This is a genomic window from Ruegeria sp. HKCCD7251 (assembly GCF_013031165.1).
Taxonomy (GTDB): domain Bacteria; phylum Pseudomonadota; class Alphaproteobacteria; order Rhodobacterales; family Rhodobacteraceae; genus Ruegeria.
Window position 1 is genome coordinate 76,536 of the sequence record NZ_WPZC01000001.1, and the last position, 19,858, is coordinate 96,393.

22 protein-coding genes are annotated in these 19,858 nt (G+C 57.8%); 10 read left to right on the forward strand and 12 right to left on the reverse strand.

Translation table 11 applies throughout. The annotated features are described in order from the left end of the window. The first annotated feature begins 78 nt into the window (after positions 1-78). The 5 genes from groES to GOX75_RS00375 all read left to right on the forward strand — a co-directional run bounded on the left by groES (position 79) and on the right by GOX75_RS00375 (position 5,043). Entirely contained in the window at positions 79-366 is a 288-nt protein-coding gene (groES, locus tag GOX75_RS00355) for a co-chaperone GroES (protein WP_170352338.1), read from the forward strand. A gap of 54 nt (positions 367-420) precedes the next feature. Continuing rightward, positions 421-2,064 (forward strand): chaperonin GroEL, encoded by a 1,644-nt coding sequence (groL, locus tag GOX75_RS00360; RefSeq protein WP_171120235.1) that lies wholly within the window; start codon positions 421-423, stop codon positions 2,062-2,064. A 176-nt stretch (positions 2,065-2,240) separates the two neighbouring features. Beyond that, complete coding sequence (locus GOX75_RS00365; protein WP_171120237.1) at positions 2,241-3,083, forward strand: DMT family transporter; 843 nt, start codon at positions 2,241-2,243, stop codon at positions 3,081-3,083. 38 nt (positions 3,084-3,121) lie between these two features. Beyond that, the gene (locus GOX75_RS00370; RefSeq protein WP_171121668.1) at positions 3,122-3,895 is read left to right on the forward strand and encodes an alpha/beta fold hydrolase; all 774 of its coding nucleotides are present in this window, start codon (positions 3,122-3,124) and stop codon (positions 3,893-3,895) included. Further along, on the forward strand, positions 3,892-5,043 hold the full coding sequence (locus GOX75_RS00375; protein ID WP_171120238.1) for an alpha-D-ribose 1-methylphosphonate 5-triphosphate diphosphatase: 1,152 nt from the start codon (positions 3,892-3,894) through the stop codon (positions 5,041-5,043). The genes GOX75_RS00370 and GOX75_RS00375 overlap by 4 nt, the downstream gene beginning before the upstream one ends. A gap of 62 nt (positions 5,044-5,105) precedes the next feature. On the opposite strand, the gene GOX75_RS00380 is transcribed toward GOX75_RS00375, so the two are convergent. The 3 genes from GOX75_RS00380 to GOX75_RS00390 all read right to left on the reverse strand — a co-directional run bounded on the left by GOX75_RS00380 (position 5,106) and on the right by GOX75_RS00390 (position 6,955). Continuing rightward, positions 5,106-6,173: a 5-(carboxyamino)imidazole ribonucleotide synthase gene (locus tag GOX75_RS00380; RefSeq protein WP_171120240.1), complete on the reverse strand. Its 1,068-nt coding sequence runs from the start codon at positions 6,171-6,173 to the stop codon at positions 5,106-5,108. Next, positions 6,166-6,654: a 5-(carboxyamino)imidazole ribonucleotide mutase gene (purE, locus tag GOX75_RS00385; RefSeq protein WP_171120242.1), complete on the reverse strand. Its 489-nt coding sequence runs from the start codon at positions 6,652-6,654 to the stop codon at positions 6,166-6,168. Before purE ends, GOX75_RS00380 begins: the two co-directional genes overlap by 8 nt. A 76-nt stretch (positions 6,655-6,730) precedes the next feature. Then, entirely contained in the window at positions 6,731-6,955 is a 225-nt protein-coding gene (locus GOX75_RS00390) for a YdcH family protein (protein ID WP_010441787.1), read from the reverse strand. Between the two features lie 164 nt (positions 6,956-7,119). On the opposite strand from GOX75_RS00390, the gene GOX75_RS00395 reads away from it, so the two are divergent. The 4 genes from GOX75_RS00395 to GOX75_RS00410 all read left to right on the forward strand — a co-directional run bounded on the left by GOX75_RS00395 (position 7,120) and on the right by GOX75_RS00410 (position 9,603). After that, positions 7,120-7,533 carry an Hsp20 family protein gene (locus GOX75_RS00395; protein WP_058275530.1) on the forward strand — a complete coding sequence of 138 codons (414 nt, stop codon included), beginning with the start codon at positions 7,120-7,122 and terminating at the stop codon, positions 7,531-7,533. A 5-nt stretch (positions 7,534-7,538) separates the two neighbouring features. Beyond that, the gene (locus GOX75_RS00400) at positions 7,539-7,763 is read left to right on the forward strand and encodes a DUF1150 family protein (protein WP_171120244.1); all 225 of its coding nucleotides are present in this window, start codon (positions 7,539-7,541) and stop codon (positions 7,761-7,763) included. Between the two features lie 95 nt (positions 7,764-7,858). Beyond that, on the forward strand, positions 7,859-8,746 hold the full coding sequence (locus GOX75_RS00405) for a PhzF family phenazine biosynthesis protein (RefSeq protein WP_171120246.1): 888 nt from the start codon (positions 7,859-7,861) through the stop codon (positions 8,744-8,746). Further along, a complete protein-coding gene (locus tag GOX75_RS00410) occupies positions 8,743-9,603 on the forward strand; it encodes a glycosyltransferase family 10 domain-containing protein (RefSeq protein WP_171120248.1) in 861 nt (286 codons plus the stop codon). The genes GOX75_RS00405 and GOX75_RS00410 overlap by 4 nt, the downstream gene beginning before the upstream one ends. Before the next feature lie 58 nt (positions 9,604-9,661). Here GOX75_RS00410 and GOX75_RS00415 read toward each other — a convergent pair whose 3' ends face one another. From GOX75_RS00415 to trxB, 4 genes are all read right to left on the reverse strand, one after another. Next, positions 9,662-11,380, reverse strand: coding sequence for a bifunctional sulfate adenylyltransferase/adenylylsulfate kinase (locus GOX75_RS00415; RefSeq protein ID WP_171120250.1), 1,719 nt, complete (start codon positions 11,378-11,380; stop codon positions 9,662-9,664). 217 nt (positions 11,381-11,597) lie between these two features. Beyond that, entirely contained in the window at positions 11,598-13,268 is a 1,671-nt protein-coding gene (locus tag GOX75_RS00420) for an adenylate/guanylate cyclase domain-containing protein (RefSeq protein WP_171120251.1), read from the reverse strand. A gap of 63 nt (positions 13,269-13,331) precedes the next feature. After that, positions 13,332-13,796, reverse strand: coding sequence for an RES family NAD+ phosphorylase (locus GOX75_RS00425; RefSeq protein ID WP_171120253.1), 465 nt, complete (start codon positions 13,794-13,796; stop codon positions 13,332-13,334). 4 nt (positions 13,797-13,800) lie between these two features. Next, positions 13,801-14,742 (reverse strand): thioredoxin-disulfide reductase, encoded by a 942-nt coding sequence (gene trxB, locus GOX75_RS00430; protein WP_171120255.1) that lies wholly within the window; start codon positions 14,740-14,742, stop codon positions 13,801-13,803. Positions 14,743-14,969: 227 nt separating this feature from the next. Between trxB and GOX75_RS00435 the strand changes: the two genes are divergently transcribed. Beyond that, on the forward strand, positions 14,970-15,470 hold the full coding sequence (locus GOX75_RS00435; protein WP_171120257.1) for an Lrp/AsnC family transcriptional regulator: 501 nt from the start codon (positions 14,970-14,972) through the stop codon (positions 15,468-15,470). Positions 15,471-15,587: 117 nt separating this feature from the next. Here the strand turns inward: GOX75_RS00435 and GOX75_RS00440 are convergent, their stop codons facing one another. From GOX75_RS00440 to lgt, 5 genes are all read right to left on the reverse strand, one after another. Then, a complete protein-coding gene (locus tag GOX75_RS00440) occupies positions 15,588-16,370 on the reverse strand; it encodes a Hint domain-containing protein (protein WP_171120260.1) in 783 nt (260 codons plus the stop codon). A gap of 333 nt (positions 16,371-16,703) precedes the next feature. Next, positions 16,704-16,832: a hypothetical protein gene (locus GOX75_RS20460; protein ID WP_255431604.1), complete on the reverse strand. Its 129-nt coding sequence runs from the start codon at positions 16,830-16,832 to the stop codon at positions 16,704-16,706. Between the two features lie 269 nt (positions 16,833-17,101). After that, a complete protein-coding gene (pgeF, locus tag GOX75_RS00445; protein ID WP_171120262.1) occupies positions 17,102-17,860 on the reverse strand; it encodes a peptidoglycan editing factor PgeF in 759 nt (252 codons plus the stop codon). Continuing rightward, a complete protein-coding gene (locus tag GOX75_RS00450) occupies positions 17,857-18,924 on the reverse strand; it encodes a class I SAM-dependent methyltransferase (RefSeq protein WP_171120264.1) in 1,068 nt (355 codons plus the stop codon). The genes pgeF and GOX75_RS00450 overlap by 4 nt, the downstream gene beginning before the upstream one ends. Next, positions 18,921-19,808 (reverse strand): prolipoprotein diacylglyceryl transferase, encoded by an 888-nt coding sequence (gene lgt / locus GOX75_RS00455; RefSeq protein ID WP_171120265.1) that lies wholly within the window; start codon positions 19,806-19,808, stop codon positions 18,921-18,923. Before lgt ends, GOX75_RS00450 begins: the two co-directional genes overlap by 4 nt. Between the last annotated feature and the right edge of the window lie 50 nt (positions 19,809-19,858).

Consider the following 19,858-nt stretch of genomic DNA (forward strand, 5'->3'; position numbering starts at 1 on the left):
CTCGCATACCCTGAGTGCTAACGCCCCGCCATCCGGCGAGGGGAGGATTAACAACTTTGAGCCCAAGGAGCTGCAAAGATGGCATTGAAACCGCTTCATGACCGTGTGCTGGTTCGCCGTACCGAAAGCGAAGAGAAAACTGCAGGCGGCCTGATCATTCCTGACAGCGCAAAAGAAAAGCCCAGCGAAGGCGAAGTCGTCGCGACCGGCGAAGGCGCACGCAAGGACAGCGGCGAGCTGATCGCAATGGCTGTAAAAGCTGGCGACAAGATCCTGTTCGGCAAATGGTCGGGCACCGAGGTTCAGGTCGATGGCGAAGAGCTGCTGATGATGAAAGAAAGCGACATCATGGGGATCATCGAGTAAGCCGCGCGCTTTCTCTGATCTTCATTCCCAACTTATTTCTCAAGGAGAAACGACATGGCTGCAAAGGACGTCAAATTTGACACCGATGCCCGTAACCGCATGCTGGCAGGCGTAAACATCCTGGCCGATGCTGTTAAAGTGACCCTGGGCCCCAAAGGCCGCAACGTGGTTCTGGACAAATCCTTTGGCGCACCGCGCATCACCAAAGACGGTGTTTCGGTTGCCAAGGAAATCGAACTGGAAGACAAGTTCGAAAACATGGGCGCGCAGATGGTGAAAGAAGTCGCCAGCCGCACCAATGACGAAGCCGGTGACGGCACCACCACCGCGACCGTTCTGGCCCAAGCAATCGTTCGCGAAGGTCTCAAGCAGGTTGCTGCTGGTCTGAACCCGATGGACCTGAAGCGCGGCATCGACCTGGCAACTGCCAAAGTCGTTGCAGGCATCAAAGACGCGTCGCGTGAAGTCAAAGACTCGGCAGAAGTGGCTCAGGTTGGCACCATCTCGGCCAACGGCGAAGCCGAAATCGGCCAGCAAATCGCAGACGCGATGCAGAAGGTCGGCAACGAAGGCGTTATCACCGTCGAAGAAAACAAAGGTCTGGAAACCGAGACCGATGTTGTCGAAGGTATGCAGTTCGACCGCGGCTACCTGTCGCCTTACTTCGTCACCAACGCAGACAAGATGATTGCAGATCTGGATGACTGCATGATCCTGCTGCACGAAAAGAAACTGTCTTCTCTGCAGCCGATGGTTCCGCTGCTCGAGCAGGTGATCCAGTCGCAAAAACCGCTGCTGATCATCGCTGAAGACGTTGAAGGCGAAGCGCTGGCAACTCTGGTTGTCAACAAACTGCGCGGCGGCCTGAAAATTGCTGCTGTCAAAGCACCGGGCTTCGGCGATCGCCGCAAAGCCATGCTGCAGGACATCGCAATCCTGACCGGCGGTCAGGTCATCAGCGAAGATCTGGGCATGAAGCTCGAGTCCGTCACCATGGACATGCTGGGCACCGCCAAGAAAATCGAAATCACCAAAGACGAAACCACCATCGTCGACGGTGCTGGCGAGAAAGCCGAGATCGAAGCGCGTGTTGCTCAGATCCGCACTCAGATCGAAGAAACTTCGTCGGACTACGACCGTGAGAAGCTGCAAGAGCGCGTTGCCAAACTGGCAGGCGGTGTTGCTGTTATCCGCGTCGGTGGCATGACCGAAGTGGAAGTGAAAGAGCGTAAAGACCGTGTGGACGATGCTCTGAACGCAACGCGTGCTGCTGTTCAAGAAGGCGTTGTTGTGGGCGGCGGTGTTGCCCTGGTTCAGGCCGGTAAAGCGCTGGAAACTCTGGAAGGTGCAAACGCTGACCAGAATGCAGGCATCAACATCGTTCGTAAGGCAATTGAAGCGCCGCTGCGCCAGATCGCCGAAAACGCAGGTGTTGACGGTGCGGTTGTTGCGGGCAAAGTCCGCGAATCCGGCGACGTGGCATTCGGTTTCAACGCGCAGACCGAAGAATATGGCGACATGTTCTCGTTCGGCGTGATCGACCCTGCCAAAGTCGTTCGTACCGCTCTGGAAGACGCGGCATCGGTTGCTGGCCTGCTGGTCACCACAGAAGCGATGGTTGCAGACCGTCCTGCCAAAGAAGGCGCGGCACCTGCCGGCGGCATGCCCGACATGGGCGGCATGGGCGGCATGATGTAAGCTGTCTAAGCCTTAGTGCTTATGGATGGGGTCGCCTTCGGGCGGCCCCGTTTCGTTTGAAATGCCCGCTGCGCGGTTATGCCTCCGGCGGAAGTATTTTTGAACAGAAGAAGATCGGGGTTTTGGTTGCGGGAAAGTGAGTGTGCAAACGGCGTGGAACCCGCTATGCGATGGGTATGCGACTGTTTTTGCTCTCTGCCCTGACCATGTGCGCTTTTGCGGCGAATTCGATTCTTAATCGGTTGGCCATTGAAAGCGGTGCCGCTGATCCCGCCGGTTTTGCCGTTATGCGCGTTCTGGCAGGGGCTGTGGTGCTGGCGGTGCTGGTTTTTCTCAGAGGTGGGCATTTGCCGCTGCGAAACACGCGTCGGATCGCCGGGGCGGGTTCCCTGTCTTTCTATATGATCGGCTTTTCGATTGCCTACCTGACACTGGACGCGGGACTGGGCGCGTTGATCCTGTTCGGGGTGGTCCAAATCACCATGTTTGCAGTGACATCGGTGACCGGAACAGCTCCGGGCACCCGCCAGATTGCCGGGGCCGCGATTGCGCTTGGCGGGCTAGCTTGGGTGCTATGGCCGTCTGGTGAACTGCGCGTGGACCCAGTCGGAGCCGCCCTGATGACTGCTGCTGGGGTGGGCTGGGCCATCTACTCATTGGTTGGCCGATCCGAGCCGGACGCATTGGCCGGCACAGCGGCCAACTTTGTTGTCGCGTTGCCGGTCACCACATTGGCCCTGTTGTCCGGCAGCACCGATTGGCACATGACTGCTAACGGTTACCTGCTGGCCGCCCTCTCTGGGGGTGTTACGTCTGGAATGGGCTATGCGCTTTGGTATCGTGTCCTGCCGCAGTTGGCACCGACCACTGCAGCGGTGGTCCAGTTGAGCGTTCCGATCATCGCGATTGTAGGCGGCGTCATCTTGTTGGGCGAGACAGCTTCGGTGCGCTTAATACTTGGTGCGACACTGGTGTTGGGTGGCATTGCGTTGGCAGTCCTTAAGTTGAAGCCGCGCTAGGGGTTTTAATGCACCCTGTTTGGGCTTATCTGGCCGCTATGAGATACCTGTTTGCCGTTGTTCTATTTCTTTTTCCTGCCGTGGCGCAGGCAAAGTGCGTCGTGTTGTTGCATGGGCTTGCGCGTACCGAGGCGTCCTTTACCGTGATGGAGCAGTTGTTCAAGGCGCATGGCTATACGGTCGTGCGGCCTAGTTACCCTTCAACGGATTTGCCGATCCCTGAGCTGGCCAACCAAACTCTGCCCGAGGCGTTTGCGGCCTGCGGCGACGACACAGTCAACGTCGTGGCCCATTCGATGGGGGGGATCCTTTTGCGGTATTGGCTGCAGGGTAACCAGCCTGAAAATCTGGGCCGCGTGGTGATGCTTGGACCGCCCAATCAGGGAAGCCAACTGGTTGATGAGTTGGGCGCATATGAGGTGTTCGGAATGCTGCACGGGCCTGCGGGTCTGGCGCTGGGAACGGGCCCAGAAGGGATCCCGGCCCAGTTACCGCCGGTTGATTTTGAGTTGGGGGTAATTGCCGGCGAAAATTCTTTGAATCCTTTGTTTTCCTCAATGATCGACGGAAAGGATGACGGTAAGGTTTCTGTCGAAACCACCAAGGTCGACGGGATGAAAGATCATATCGTCTTGCCCGTGACCCACACCTTCATGATGAATAATCCCCGTGTCATGGCTCAGGCGCTGCATTTTATTGAGTTTGGCCAGTTCGATCCGGAAATTACTTGGCTGGATGGGGTGCAGGATATCATTGATGAAATCTGCATCGGGCAGGATTGCTCCGAACCTGTCTCGGAGCCCTCTCAGTGACTGCTCTGAACCTGACGCTGACAGGTGCAGAGGTTCTGTTGCCGGACGCCGGTCTGACCGTTGCCAACCTGTCATTGGCCGAGGGTGTCTTTCAATCTAACTGTACAGGACGATCCATCGACCTGTCGGGGTATTTGTTGCTGCCCGGAATCATAGACCTGCACGGTGACGGATTCGAACGTCACATCGCGCCGCGCCGGGGGGCGATGAAACAGATGGATGAGGGTATCCTGTCGGTCGAAGCCGAGCTTGCCGCCAACGGGATCACGACCGCTGTCTTGGCGCAGTTCTATAGTTGGGAAGGCGGCGTGCGCGGCCCTGAATTTGCGGGGCAGGTGTTTGATGCAATCGCGTCGGTGAAAGGCCAGGTCGTAACGGACTTGCTGCCACAACTGCGGTTTGAGACGCATATGCTGGACGATTACAAGGGCTTGCCCGAACGTATCGCAGCGTGGCAAGTGCCCTATGTCGTCTTTAACGACCACTTGCCGCATGACCGCTTGGTAGAAGGGCGCAAACCGCCGCGCCTGACTGGACAGGCGCTGAAGGCTGGGCGCAACCCAGACAAACACTTTGAGATGTTGCTATCCATGCACGCTCGCAGCTCCGAGGTGCCTCAGGCGCTGGATGATCTCTGCGCGACGCTGGCGGGGCAGGGGGTGCGCATGGGCAGTCACGATGACGCGACCTCGACAACCCGGGCCGACTGGCGAAATCGGGGCGCGCGCATTTCTGAGTTTCCCGAAACGCTTGAGGCCGCCGAAGCCGCCCGCGCTGCCGGCGATCACGTTATTCTGGGATCCCCGAATGTAGTGCGTGGCGGATCGCATAAAGGCAATGCCAGCGCGCTGGACCTGATAGCTATGGGGCTGTGCGACGCTCTGGCCTCGGATTACCATTACCCCAGTCCACGCCGTGCCGCTTTGATGCTGGCCAAAAGCGGTCTGCTGGATTTTGCCGGTGCCTGGACGCTTGTGTCCTCTGGTCCGGCGCAGGTTCTGGGATTACAGGATCGTGGCACGCTGGCGCCAGGCCAACGTGCTGATTTGGTCATTCTAGACGCAAAGACACACCGGGTTGCCGCCACAATGGCAGCGGGTCGGATCAGCTACATGGCTGGTGATATCGCGGCCCGGTTCCTAGCCTGATCCGCGCGCTTCATCTGGCTAAAAATATCCCCACCGTGGGCATCGCACGCCAGCGCGATTTCTTAGCGCATGACACGGTTGAAATGCCCCATCTTCCGACCTGCCTTAACTTCGGCCTTTCCATAGAGATGTAGGGCCACGTTACGCTCCTGCGCCAGTTCCGGCACGCGGTTCATGTCGGCACCGATCAGGTTTTCCATCACCACATCCGAGTGGCGCTGCTCGTCGCCCAAGGGCCATCCGGCCACGGCGCGAATATGCTGCTCGAACTGGTCGACGGCACAGCCGTTCTGCGTCCAATGGCCCGAGTTATGTACACGTGGCGCGATCTCGTTCACGATCAGGCCGCCGGGCGTTACAAACAGCTCGACCCCCATCACGCCCACATAGTCCAGAGCGTTCAGGATATTGGCCGCCAGCAAAACCGCATCCGTACGCTGTGCGGGGCGCAAACGTGCCGGGACCGTTGTGGTGTGCAGGATGCCGTCGCGATGCACATTTTCGCCGGGGTCGAAACAGGCCACCTGACCATCCAGCCCGCGGGCCGCAATGATCGAGATTTCGTGACTGAAATCGACGAACCCTTCAAGAATTGCAGGCGAGCCGGCCATGTCCGCCAAAGCGGTCTCGGCATCTTCGGGGGTGCGTAGTCGGGCCTGTCCCTTGCCGTCATAACCAAAACGACGGGTTTTCAGGATCGCAGGCGTTCCGATTTGTTCAATCGCGGCTGTCAGGCTGTCCAGATCGGTAATGTCGGCAAAAGGTGCGGTTTGCAGGCCGAGCCCTTGCAGAAATGTCTTTTCGGTCAGGCGGTCCTGGCTGACGCGCAGCGCCTCGCGGCCGGGGCGAATGGGGCGGTGGGTTTCCAAAATGTCCAGCGCCTCAGTCGGGATGTTTTCGAACTCGTAGGTGATGACATCAACCGACTCGGCGAAGGCTTTCAAAGCGTCGGCGTCCTCATAGGCTGCCGTCGTCACCCGGTCGGCCACATGACCGGCCGGAGGGTTTGCGCCGGGCTCATAGATGTGGGTCAGAAATCCCAAACGGGCCGCTGCAACCGACAGCATCCGTCCCAATTGGCCGCCGCCAAGAATACCGATTGTTGCGCCGGGCTGCAGCATCTCAGTCATCGACAGGCTCCTGCGGGATCGAGGCCGAGAGCGCATCGCGCCACGTGTCCAACCGTGCGGCCAGAGCATCGTCCTGCAGCGCCAGTATACCAGCGGCCATAAGCCCGGCATTGGCGCCACCTGCCGACCCGATGGCCATGGTCGCCACGGGAAACCCTTTGGGCATCTGCACGATGGAATAAAGCGAATCGACCCCAGACAACGCCCGCGTCTGGACGGGCACCCCAATCACCGGGACCCGCGTTTTCGAAGCCATCATGCCCGGCAAATGTGCAGCTCCGCCCGCACCAGCAATAATTACCTGCAGGCCACGCGACACGGCGGTCTTCCCATAGTCCCAAAGGCGGTCAGGCGTCCGGTGTGCTGAGACAATGCGCTTTTCATACGCCACGCCCAATTCATCCAGAATGTCTGCGGCTTCTTTCATCGTGGGCCAGTCCGATTGACTGCCCATGATGATCCCCACTTTCACGTCGCTCATCCGCTTGTGTCCCTGCGTTTCGAAAGAGCGCGCACTATAGCCAAATCCGCTTATGTGGCAATGCGGTACAGAGCGTTCAGGCGATGATATCCGGGGTCAGACGGTCTTCGATCAGGCGGATGATGTCTTTCAGGCGCAGTTTTTGTTTTTTCAGTCGTTTGATCGTCAGTTGATCGGACGTGCCCTTGGCCTGCAACGCTTCGATCGCCTCATCCAGATCGCGGTGCTGGCGACGAAAAACCTCCAGCTCCACCCTTAAAACCTCATCTGTTTTCATTGAAAGATCGGTGGGCGCGTTCATGGGCGACTCGGTTGTTATTGTGGTGCTTGTCACACAAGATAGTGTGTCAGGCGTTATCCCGCCAGACCTTGTGGACATCCTGGTTTCTTCCCATATTCTATAGCATGCGGTTGCCAAAAAGGGGCCGCAAAACACGTCGCTTTGACAATAAAGGACGAAAATACGTGTCAAAACTTACTCTTGGCTCATACCCGCATCTTCTGGGGTTCGAGCAATTGGAACGCCTTTTGGAACGGTCTGCAAAGGCCGGAAATGAAGGATACCCGCCCTATAACATCGAGCAGACCTCGGATTTTTCGTATCGTATCACTCTGGCGGTAGCCGGGTTCGCGGAAGAGGATCTGTCGATCACCATCGAGGATCGCCAGCTGGTGATCCGGGGTCGTCAACGCGACGACAGCGAGGGGCGCATATTCCTGCATCGCGGCATCGCGGCGCGTCAGTTCCAGCGCATGTTCGTGCTGGCCGACGGGGTCGAGGTGGGCGAGGCGATCATGGAAAACGGTCTGCTGCATGTGGATTTGACCCGCGCCGTGCCGGAAACCGTGGTGCAAACGATCAACATAAGAAAGGGGTAAGAGCAATGAATACGCCGATAGAACTGAACGCCGAAGGCGACCGGATCGTCTATGTCAAAACGGTCGAAGTCGCTGATCTGCCTCGGGAACTGCGCGAACAGGCAGGGGATCTGGATCTGCTCTATGCTGTCCACGACTCGGACGGTCAGCAACTGGCGCTGGTCGCCGACCGCAAGCTGGCGTTCAACCTTGCGCGCGAGCATGACTTCTCGCCGGTGGCCGTGCACTGAGCACGGCCCCTCTGACGTTTTCCACGTGACATCTGCTGTCCGTCGGGCGAGTTATGCGAACCGGAGACGGTTTGCATAAGAAAGAGCGCGCGGAAATGAGCTGGTTTGATTTTGACTGGGTAGATGCCTTTACCGACAGGGCATTTGGTGGAAACGGTTGCGCCGTGGTCCACGGTGGGGCGGCCCTATCTGACAACACCTCGATGGCCTTTGTGCAAGAGACCTCGCTTGTCGAGTGCACGTTTACAGGACCGTCCGAGGTCGCCGACATCCGGGTCCGCTACTTTCTGGCCAGCCGAGAAATCCCATTTGCCGGCCATCCAACCATTGCGACTGTCGCGGCCATGCGGTCCCGTGGGTTAATTCAGGGAAATACGCTGACGCTGGAAACGGGTGCCGGTGTTGTTTCGATCCGCCTGATCGGGGATGAGATCGAGATGATTCAGGTCGCGCCACAGTTTGGTGCGTATGTTCCCGCCGATTTGGTGGCTGCGGCGATTGGTTTGTCTCAGGACGACATCATATCTCCTCCGCAGTTTGTATCTACGGGACTGCCTTTTTGCGTTACGGTGCTGCATGATCACGACGCCTTGCGAGCATCCAAGTTGAATGTCGAGGCGCTTCGGGATGTGTCAGAAATGGCAGGGTTTTTTGGGTCTGACATGGCGGAACCTTTTCTTGTCACGCTGAAGGGCGCAACCGATTCAGGAGACACATTCTCGCGCTTGTTGCTGGCGCCACCCAGCCCGCCCGAGGACCCCTTTACCGGTTCGGCAACCGGGGCGATGGCCGCCTATCTGTGGAAACACGGTCTGATGGCGAAGGATAGGTTCACAGCCGAACAGGGGTACGACATGGGACGCCCCGGTCAAGCGACCGTGACCCGCGTCGGGCCTTCTGATGCGATGACTGGTATAAAGGTTGCCGGGCGTGGTCACGTTCTGATGCGTGGTCAGGTCAACCTGCCAGAGGTGTCTGTATGACCGAACCCGCCATTGCAATATTGCCTTATGGAAATCGTTTGGGGCCAAAGCTGTCATCGCTACCCCTGGCTGACCTGATCTGGCCCAAGGGGTGCCCCGAGCGACTGATCGGCAAATCCGTCGGGGACCTTGAGCCCACCGATCACTTGATCATGTACCCCAATTCAACTGTGCATCTACGCCTGCGCCGGGGCACCCGTGCGCAGATTTCCCTGATGATGGGCGAACCTTCGGCCATCCACGCCAAACACGACCGGATGCTGCGCTGGACGTGGCGGCGGTTTTTCCGCGTCCTGACGTTTCATGATGTTTTGCTGCAAGGTATCCCGAACGCGGTATTCCTGCCCTATGGCGTCACAATGATTCCAAACTGGCGCGAATTGGATGTGACCAAGTCAAAATCCTGTTCGTTGATCGCGTCAGGCAAACGTGATCTCGAAGGGCACCAGTTGCGCCACTCTGTCATCGACTGGGTGCGGGAAACTGATGCGGACGTGGATATCATGGGGCGGGGCTATAACCCCTTTGACCAAAAATCCGACGGCCTTGCGCCTTATCGCTATTCCGTAGTGATCGAAAACGTGCGCGAGAAAAACTATTTCTCCGAAAAACTGACCGACGCGATCCTGTGTTCAACTGTGCCGATCTATTGGGGTTGCCCGAATATCGACGATTTCATGGATTGCTCGGGCATGATCCTATGCGAATCCGAGGCTGATATTCAGCAAGCGATCCAATCCCTGACGCCCGAGGATTACGCAGCCCGCTTGCCTCGGTTGCAAGCGATTCAGGCCAAGGCTGCGGAGTTTGGGGACTTTGAAGGCCGCGTGGTCGCAGCCCTGCGCGCAGAACTTTGACCTGAAATGCAAAAGGCCCCCGCGCTGCGAGGGCCTTTCATAGAACATATGCGCTGTCTTAGGACGCTGCGATCAGGCCCATGCTTTCCAGCTTGAGCAGCACCTGATGGGCGCAGTTGTCGACATCGACATTCTCGGTCTCGACGCTCAACTCGGGGTTTTGGGGGACGTCATAAGGGTCAGAAATTCCTGTGAATTCCTTGATCTTGCCTTCGCGCGCCAGCTTGTACAGGCCCTTGCGGTCGCGACGTTCACATTCCTCGATGCTGGTCGCGACGTGAACTTCACAGAAGGCACCGAACTGTTCGATATCTTCCCGAACCGCGCGGCGCGTGGTTGCGTAGGGCGCAATCGGTGCACAAATAGCGATGCCACCGTTTTTGGTGATCTCGCTGGCCACATAGCCGATGCGACGGATGTTCAGGTCGCGGTGCTCTTTCGAGAAGCCCAGTTCCGACGACAGGTTTTTACGCACGATGTCGCCGTCCAGTAGCGTCACGGGGCGGCCACCCATTTCCATCAGCTTGACCATCAAGGCGTTGGCGATGGTGGATTTGCCCGAGCCCGAGAAACCGGTGAAAAACACGGTGAAACCCTGTTGGCTGCGCGGCGGTTTGGTCTTGCGCAGCTCGGCCACAACCTCGGGGAAGCTGAACCATTCGGGGATTTCCAGACCTTCGGCCAGACGGCGGCGCAGTTCGGTGCCCGAGATGTTCAGGATCGTGACGTTGTCCTTGTCTTCGATCTCGTCATTCGGCTCGTACTGGGCGCGCTCTTGCACATAGACCATGTGTTTGAAGTCAACCATCTCAAGGCCGATCTCGTCCTGGAACTTGCGGAACAGATCCTGCGCGTCATAGGGGCCGTAGAAATCTTCGCCTTGGCTGTTCTTGCCTGGGCCAGCGTGGTCACGCCCGACAATGAAGTGGGTGCAGCCGTGGTTCGCGCGGATCAGGCCGTGCCAAACCGCCTCGCGCGGGCCTGCCATGCGCATCGCCAAGTTCAACAGCGACATCGAGGTGGTCGAGGCCGGGTATTTGTCCAAAACCGCCTCATAGCAGCGCACGCGGGTAAAGTGATCGACGTCGCCGGGCTTGGTCATCCCGACAACCGGGTGGATCAGCAGGTTGGCCTGCGCTTCTTTGGCTGCGCGGAACGTCAGTTCCTGATGCGCGCGGTGCAGCGGGTTGCGGGTTTGGAACGCAACGATGCGACGCCAGCCCAGCTTGCGGAAGTAGGCGCGCAACTCGTTCGGGGTGTCGCGACGGGCGCGGAAATCATAGTGGACGGGTTGCTGGATGCCGACAACGGGACCGCCCAGATAAACCTTGCCTGCCACGTTATGCAGGTAGTTCACCGCCGGGTGTGCGTCATCATCTGCGCCGAACACTTTTTCAGCCTCGCGCGCCTTGTTCGGGGTCCAGCGGTCGGTCACGGTCATGGTGCCAAGGATCACGCCCTCTTGGTCGCGCAGAGCGATGTCCTGACCCAGTTCGATAGTATCGGCAAACTCTTCGCTGACGTCCAGCGTGATGGGCATGGGCCACAAGGTGCCGTCGGCCAGACGCATGTTGTCTACGACGTTGTCGTAATCAGCCTCGGTCAGAAACCCCTTCAGCGGGTTGAACCCGCCATTCATCAGAAGCTCCAGATCGCAAATCTGGCGGGGGCTCAGGTCCCAGCTTGTCAGGTCAGCGGCTTCTACTTTCAGTTTCTGTGCGGATTCGTAGGAAACATATAGTTCAGGGATTGGAGCGAGATTGCTTAACATCGTCATTGGAATACTCTTGTCGAAGTGCGGTTTTGCCAGTGATTCAAGGGCGTTTGCGGGGCATTTGCCCCGACAGTTGGGCGAAGTCCATATACATTCATGAAACAAAGGACGAAATGCGCGGTTTTTTCGCGGAATGGAAGGATTTTCTGACATCCGGCGGAAATTACGACCGTGGTTCCAGCAATGGTCGGCAAAATGGTGCCAAAACGTGAATGTGTTCCTATGAGGAGGCACTTTCCAATAGGTCCGCCGCGCTTTGGACAGGCAGAGCGGGAATCGGTCGGGTCACACCGCGCAGCTGAAAGGACTTCATCCCGTTCAGATCGCCTTGGTACCCGGCAATCTTCAGCAAGTCGTCTGAGACAAGAAGTTCCACTTTCAATGCCTTTGTTTCGGCCTCCAACCGGCTGGCCACATTGACCGCATCGCCGATGATGGTGCGTGCGGCATTGCCCGCAGCACCGATTTCACCAAGAACCAAATCGCCCAGATGAAGGCCCATTCCGATGCGAATGCGCGGGCTTCCTTCGGCTTCCAGCTGCTGATTGAACCGCATGAGGGCGTGGCTGACATCTGCCGCTGCCTTCAAGCCCGCTTTTGCCGAACTTTCGGCATCAGGCGTTTCAAACACGGCCAGCAGCCCGTCACCCATGTATTTATCAACCACACCCCCGTCGGCGGTGATGGCCGGAACGATGGCATCAAAGAACCGGTTCAGAAGAAAGACGATGTCATAAGGCAACTGCCCCGTGGTCCGCGAGGTGAATCCCCGCATATCCAGAAATAACACGGCCAGTTTGCGTTCCTGACCCTGACTGGCATGTGCGCGCTGCCGCCCTCCGTCGGGGCGGAACATGCGAAAGGCCGTGATCGGTTCGGTCGGGCGTATCTGGCACGCCAACCGAGCACCATCGGGTGCGCTGACGGCTGCCAGACTGCGGGCTTCAACGTCACTGGGGGCCGGAAGTTTCTCGGCACCGTCTTCTACGATCACGCGACAAGTCGTGCAGCGTCCCTTGCCGCCACAAAGGGCGGTGTGGGGGATGCCGTTGGCCTGTGAGATTTCCAGCAGCGTCATGCCTTTCTCTGCCACGACTTCGGGGCCTTCGACGTATTTGACCCGCACAGAATGTCTGCGCCGCCAGAGTTTGCGACCAAGAAACACGGCAATGGACGCAGCCAGTGCAATCCAGAACGCCATCATTGCGTTGTCTTTTACACTGAAAAGGGCCTGAAACTCTTCGGGTGAGGGCCAGTTGTAATGTTCGATATATTGTTCGCGCAGTGAAGGATCAGCAAAATCGGTCCAAATCCTGCGACCCTCGGTCAGCAGGCCTGCAAAGGCAAAGGACGGAACAAAAACCGCCAACCCGATCAGATAGGGGGCTACGTTTGACCACCAACGGGTGAGGCGAAGCCACATATGCAGCCCGATGCAACTGTGAACCCAGACGACCAGCAACAGAAGGCTTTGCATGTAGATCGCGGAACTGGGCCACATCAGGGCGATGATATACCCCATCTCGTCGTTGACGTTGTATATCTCATGCGCATAGCGCGTGTGCACGATGTGCGCGATCAATTGCAGCGGGATCAGCAAACCCAGCACCACTTGCAGGGCGGTGTTAAACGGCATTCGCAATGTGCGGCGTTGGCTAATGGAATACAGGGCAAGCCCGAAATGGGTGAACAAGGCCACGTACAGAACCGCGCTGCCGATGTCATGGCGTGTGACGGCGTGGCGACCGTCTTGCATATCGTGCAGATAATCGGTGTGGAATAGGCCCAGGCCAATATTGATGAAGTGAAAGAAAGCGAAGGCAAACAGGATTAAGCCGCTGCCAATCCGCAGCCGGGTTGCCCACCCGCCTTGCCAAAGAACGCTTTTCAATCAAGCCACCTGTATTCGCATTTCTTGCGCCCGAGTCTGGAGCGGCTGGGGCTATGGGTCAAGTTATGGTTGAGAATAGGATGGTTCCCACGGGGTTGCCTGAGCGTGGGCGCAAATAATGGCCGGGGAAAGATTGAACAGCACGATGTGGCTCAGCTCTGGGCGGGTCCGAGAGCTGTAGATCAAACCGTCAGCGTGTTTGGCACGTGCTTGATCTGAGAACCGCCATGTTGGTGAAAAGCCATGTTCTTTATGGATATCTTGCCAAACTATCGACGCTTTGTGCTGACCGCGCAGATCGATCAACCTTGCGCCCGATACTTCTGCCCTCTGCAATATTCTTGGTGGGTCGTTGGGCGAGACATATCGACGGATGGCAACACCGGCCCCTTCGGCGCTAAGAGAAGCGTAGAGAGCGATTTGCCCGGAATAATGAAAACGCCCCTCGGGTGCCTGAGCGGGAACCAAAGGGGCGCTAATTTGGGATAGAAACAGAATTCTCCAGACCGGGCCGGAGAACTCCATCATCACGTTACTCCTGCTCGGCCAAAAAACGTTCCGCATCCAATGCAGCCATACAACCCATACCGGCGCTGGTCACAGCCTGGCGATAGATGTGGTCGGTCAGGTCACCCGCCGCGAATACGCCCGGAACCGACGTTTCGGTCGAGCCAGGCTTGGTTACGACATATCCGCCCATATGGGTTTCCAGCGAGTCTTTGACCAGCTCGTTCGCAGGCGCGTGGCCGATCGCGACAAAGACGCCCTTGCATGGGATCTCGGTGACTTCGCCGGTCTTCACATTCTTGACGCGCACGCCTTCAACGCCCAGAGGGGCATCCGTGCCGATGACTTCTTCAAGCTCGTGGAACCACAGCGGCTCGATCTTTTCGTGCTTCAGCAGCCGGTCCTGCAAGATTTTCTCGGCCCGCAATTCGTCGCGGCGGTGGATCAATGTCACTTTGCTGGCGAAGTTGGTCAGGAACAGCGCTTCTTCGACCGCAGTGTTGCCACCGCCGATCACCACGATTTCTTGTCCGCGATAGAAGAACCCGTCACAGGTTGCACAGGCGGATACGCCGAAACCCTTGAACTTTTCTTCCGACGGCAGGCCCAGCCACTTGGCACGGGCGCCCGTGGCAAGAATGACGGCATCGGCCGTATAAACCGTTCCGCTGTCACCCTTGGCGGTGAACGGACGTTTCGAGACGTCCAGATCATTGATGATGTCGCCGATGATTTCGCAACCCATCGCCTTGGCGTGGTCCTGCATGCGAACCATCAGATCGGGACCCTGAACTTCTGTATCGCCGGGCCAGTTCTCAACCTCGGTGGTGGTGGTCAACTGACCGCCGGGTTCAATGCCCTGAACCAGAATCGGCTCAAGCATCGCGCGGCTGGCGTAGACGCCCGCTGTATAACCGGCCGGTCCCGATCCGATGATCAGAACCTTCGTGTGACGTGTTTCGGCCATGGTACCCCCAACTCGATCTGCCTGTTTTGGGCGCTTGGCCCCTTGGCGAATGGATATAACGACCACAGTGCGGCGCTTAAAGCCCCTACCTGTCACACATCCGCTATGCGTTCAGCGAAAAGCGCCTAAAAAAAGAACACTGAAAATAAAGAAAATTGCGCATACGCGAAAGATTATTGCGCATCTTTGGGGTGCTGATATAACAACCGAAAATTCAGGAGCATTGAATGGTCGCGACACGGCTGGATGAGATTGACCGCAAGATTCTGGCGGAATTGCAGGCAGACGGTCGCATGACCAATGTCGAACTGGCAAAGCGAGTGGGAATTTCAGCCCCGCCCTGCCTAAGGCGTGTGCGCACGCTGGAAGATTCAGGGCTGATCCGCGGGTATCATGCCGAGGTGAACGCGCGCGAGTTGGGATTCGAAGTTCAGGTCTTTGCCATGGTCGGACTGGAAAGCCAGGCCGAATCCGAACTCAGCGCTTTTGAAGAACGCTGCCGCGACTGGCCTCTGGTGCGCGAGTGTCACATGCTGAATGGCGAGGTCGATTTCATCCTGAAATGCGTGGCCCCGGACCTAAGCAGTTTTCAGCAATTTCTAACAGGTGAACTTCTGACCACTCCGAACGTGGCAAGCGTGAAAACGTCGCTTGTGATCCGGGGCGCTAAGGACGAGCCCGGCGTACCTTTTGACGTGCTGGAAGAACGAATGAGCCGGATGGCTTGAACCGCGCGCGTTTATGCGCAGCACAACATGGCGGTAGAATCGCCGTGACGAGCAAGAACAGTGCCCAACCTAGTAAAATCTGCATAAAGCCCCCACTTTGCAGCAATATTTTTGTGTTTACGCTGTGATTGCGTCTACTTCTCCGTCACCGGCACGCGGCATCAACAGCGGGCCGAAATCGTTCAGCGAATCGACATGCGCAAACAGGTTCAGGTAGATTGACCGCAGCGAATGACTGATCATCCGAACTGCGTTGACCCCCGGGTGATAAGTTTCGAACTGTAGCCCATCAACCTTGATGACCGAGTGGCGTTTTAGGCAGATGTGAAACAGCTCGATCGGAGTGGGCGGAAGGGTTTCGATAACACTCATCCCGTCTTGAAATTCGTGGACTGGTGTCAAAATCGTTTCGTTGCCATGCAGGTGGCGCAGATGGGCCGGTGTCCCGACGATACGCGCGGCCGGACCCGCGATTACGCCAGACAAAGGTTTCTGCATCCCAAACGTGTCCGCCATGATGCGGGTCAAGGGGCGGGTGCGCCCGCGCGAGTCCTCGCGCCCTGGGACAAGAGTGACTGATCCTTTCCACAAAACAGTTTGCGAGGAACCGTCCTGCGTCAGAACGGTGTCACCGGGCAGCAGGTCTTCGATCGCCAAGGGACCCATCTTTGTTTCAACCAGTGAACCGCGCGTAAATGCGCAGAATGCATCTTCAAACATCGGCAAAGCCGGTGCGATGTGCCGTGTCTGCGAAACGTCACCGTTTGGCATCAGCGAACTGACCTCATAGCGCCGCAGCTGCGCCTTGGGTTTGTTCGGCGATCTTGAGGCATCTTGCAGCATTGCCGAAGTATCAACGGCATTCCTGGCAGCCCGTGAGAGCGAATGTGGAATAGGCATAGTTATTCCGTCCCTTCTAGTACCCGCTCAGACGGAGTGACCTCTCGAAAGAGACCCGTCTGATTAGTCTTATTTTTTGTTTTGATTGAAAGGGCGACCCTAAGGCGGCGGTCGATTCGACGACGCGATGAAAAAATAATCCGCAGACCTTTGGCCAACATTTTGACCCCCCAAACAAACTCACACCAACGCAGGCTGAAATTGCCGGCGCACACATGCCCCTGAACCTGACCGCTTTGAATACCTGCGGCAGGCCACACACCGGACCGGAGCACCCCTCCGGCGTGTTTCTTGGCCCTGGGGACCGGCAGCTTGGTACCCTGGGCATGTCGGTCAGCCTTGCTTTGCCAAACGGCGCGCAACTCTGACCGAGCGGCTGGAAACGTGTTTCCACGGCATCTCCAGCCCCTTCTCTTTGCTCGCCGCAACAACGGCGCTGAGAAAGCGAGATTTGATCTTCATTTTGTGTTCCTGCTCCTCGGGGGTTTGACACCCCGTTCCCTATGGTTAGCCAATGTGACGCCATATTGAGGCGCCGATAAGGCTGATCCGGGATCAATTCAGGACAAAATGAAGGTTGGCAGCTCCTCTTTCTTCATACTGTCTCGCACTGCTGGAGCATCGGCAGATAAGCACCTGAGAGCGGACAATAAAACTCAATTTGTTCCGACTCAGATAGACACAAAGAATGTGGCGAAAAAGCGGCGATATCGCCACAATTCGGTCTTGGTTTACAATTTGATTGCTGAAATCAGTCTGCCATAGTCGGCTTCTTTGGCGTGGGTCGCCCTGCGATAGGAATAAAATCTAACCGGATCGGAATAGGTGCAGTGCCGAGTCCACTCGGCTTGACCGATTCCCGCCTGTCGCAGCCTGTGAAGGCCAAATGCGGGCAGGTCGAACTGAAGCCTGTCGCCAGTGCCGTTCGCAAAAAACCGCAGGTTGTCTGGGGAATCCGCGACGAAATCGTCCAGAAACTCTGGACCCACCTCATAGGCTGTCTGCGAAATCGTCGGTCCGATCACTGCAATCGTATTTGCGCGACTTGCGCCCAATGCCTCCATCGCGTCGAGCGTGGCCTCCAACACGCCATCCAGCGCGCCTTTCCAGCCTGCATGGGCTGCGCCGATGACCTGTGCTTCGGGGTCGGCAAACAGAACTGGCTGACAATCCGCTGTCAGGATCGTGAGCGCCAGACCGGGCGTCGATGTTACCACCGCATCAGCCTTGGGCTTTTCCCCATTTATCGGTCCGTCGACCGACAGCACGGTTGGAGAGTGGACCTGATGAACCCCAATCATTGCGTCGGGCGTAACTTCCATTGCGTCCGCAACCCGATTGCGGTTGATCGCTACGGCCTCGGTCTGATCCGAAGATCCATATCCACAGTTGAGCCCGGCGAATATGCCGGAAGACGCGCCTCCGCGACGGCTGAAGAACCCGTGGCGAACAGAGGACAGCATGTCCGAAGTCAGAATTTCCAGTGTCATGATTCCAGTCCCGGAGGGGGGGCGGCATAGGAAGGGTAGAGGCCCAGTACTTTGAACAGGTTTCCCATTTCATTCGGATGCGTCAACCTGCGATGTGCGGAAACCAGTTTATCAAGCTCGACCCCGCCGAGAGTCGCAGAAAGCTTCTGCGCGCGCGCAGTTATTCCCAGCCGCTCCAGAAATACCCCCTGAGGCGTCAGGCGCGTGTGGGCACATCCGGCGGCGCGTGTGGCGGTGGCCAGCGGCTCGAAATCGACATGGGCGGTCAGATCAGCCTGTCCCGGTGCCTGCAAAGGGTCTGCCCGCTGATGCTTGCGAACGGCCTGCAAGGTATCGCCCAGCGAATGCCAGTCGCCATAATCAACAATCAGCCCGGCTCCGCCTTGCGTCGCGATCCGGCCTGCCAAAACGGTGATAATTGGAATTGCGGATGGGCAGAGTTCGACGAGATCACCATCTTGTGTATCGTCCAGCCGATCCATCAGTGCCACCTGAGATGCCTGTGCCCCCAGACCATACGTCAGTGATTCGCCTTCACGCCCGACCAGACGCTCGCGCCATCCATCGCCGTCGCGCAGGAATTGACGTATGGGGAGGGCGTCGAAGAATTCGTTCGCGACCACAAACAGCGGTGCATCGGGCAGGTCGGCAACCGTTTCGATCCAGCGTGGCGTGTATCCCTTCAGGGTATCCGACTGGATTTGTCGAAGGATCGGGGAAGCCTCCAGCAAGGTGACTTCCGCGGCGTCGTGGAAGCCCTCAATGTTTCGGGTTGTGCGCAGAATGTCGGCCATCAACGTGCCGCGCCCCGGACCCAGCTCGGCAAGCGCAAAGCGGTTGGGGTGACCCTGATCTATCCAGGCTTGAGCCAGCGACAATCCGATCAGTTCGCCAAACATCTGACTGATTTCCGGCGCTGTGATGAAATCGCCCAGAGCACCCAGAGGGTCGCGGGTGGAGTAATATCCCTGAGTTGGATGCAGCAGGCATTCGGTCATGTAGTCGGCCACGCTCATCGGGCCGTCTTGCGCGATGCGCGCAAGCAGGTGATCGGTCAGAGTCATCGAGCAGATCGCGCTCGCAGCGCGAACCACAAGCCAAGTGCGATCATGGGGATCGATAGCAACTGACCCATTGTCAGCCCATAGCCGCCGATATGCCACGCCAGCCCCAGCGGATTACCGGGCGAGATGAATTGTGCGTCCGGCTGCCGGAAAAACTCGACAATAAATCGCGAGGCACCGTAACCGGCCAGGAAAACCCCCATGATCAAGGCGGGTGTCTTGAACGCACCGCGTCGATAGGCCAGCCACAGCAGCACCGCCCCCAGCAGAACCCCTTCCAGCGCCGCTTCATAGAGTTGCGATGGGTGCCGCGCGCACATGCCAGCAAGTACGCCGGGGCAATCCTGCGCGGCCGCACCGGGGAAAATGACGGCCCAGGGCAGCTCGCTCGGGCGTCCCCATAATTCCGCGTTTACAAAGTTTGCCAACCGCCCCAGCAACAACCCCGGCGGAACCGCGTGTGCGATAAGGTCGGCCAAGGACAATACCGGAACCTTGTGGCGACGCGCATACAGATAAGAGGCAACGACCACTCCGAGCAGTCCGCCGTGAAAGGCCATTCCGCCCTGCCAGACTTTTAGAATGTCCTGCGGGTTCGCCAAGTAATAAGCGGGTTGGTAAAACAACACGAAACCCAGCCGACCGCCCAGAATGACTCCGAGAATGATCCATGTGAGCAGGTCTTCCAGTTGCTCGGGCTTCATGGGTGGGATCGATTCTGGCCAAAGGGCAGGTCGCCGCAGCGCCATTGCACCCAAGCGCCACGCGATCAGAATACCTGCAATATAAGCCATTGCGTACCAGCGCAGCGCGAACTCCATCCCGAAGAGTGAGATTGAGAACAGCTCGGGCGACAGATCGGGGAAATTCAGAACAGCCTGCATGTGCGTCTCATTGCCCGTGCTTTATGGGGCAAGTCAACCTTGAGCCTGAC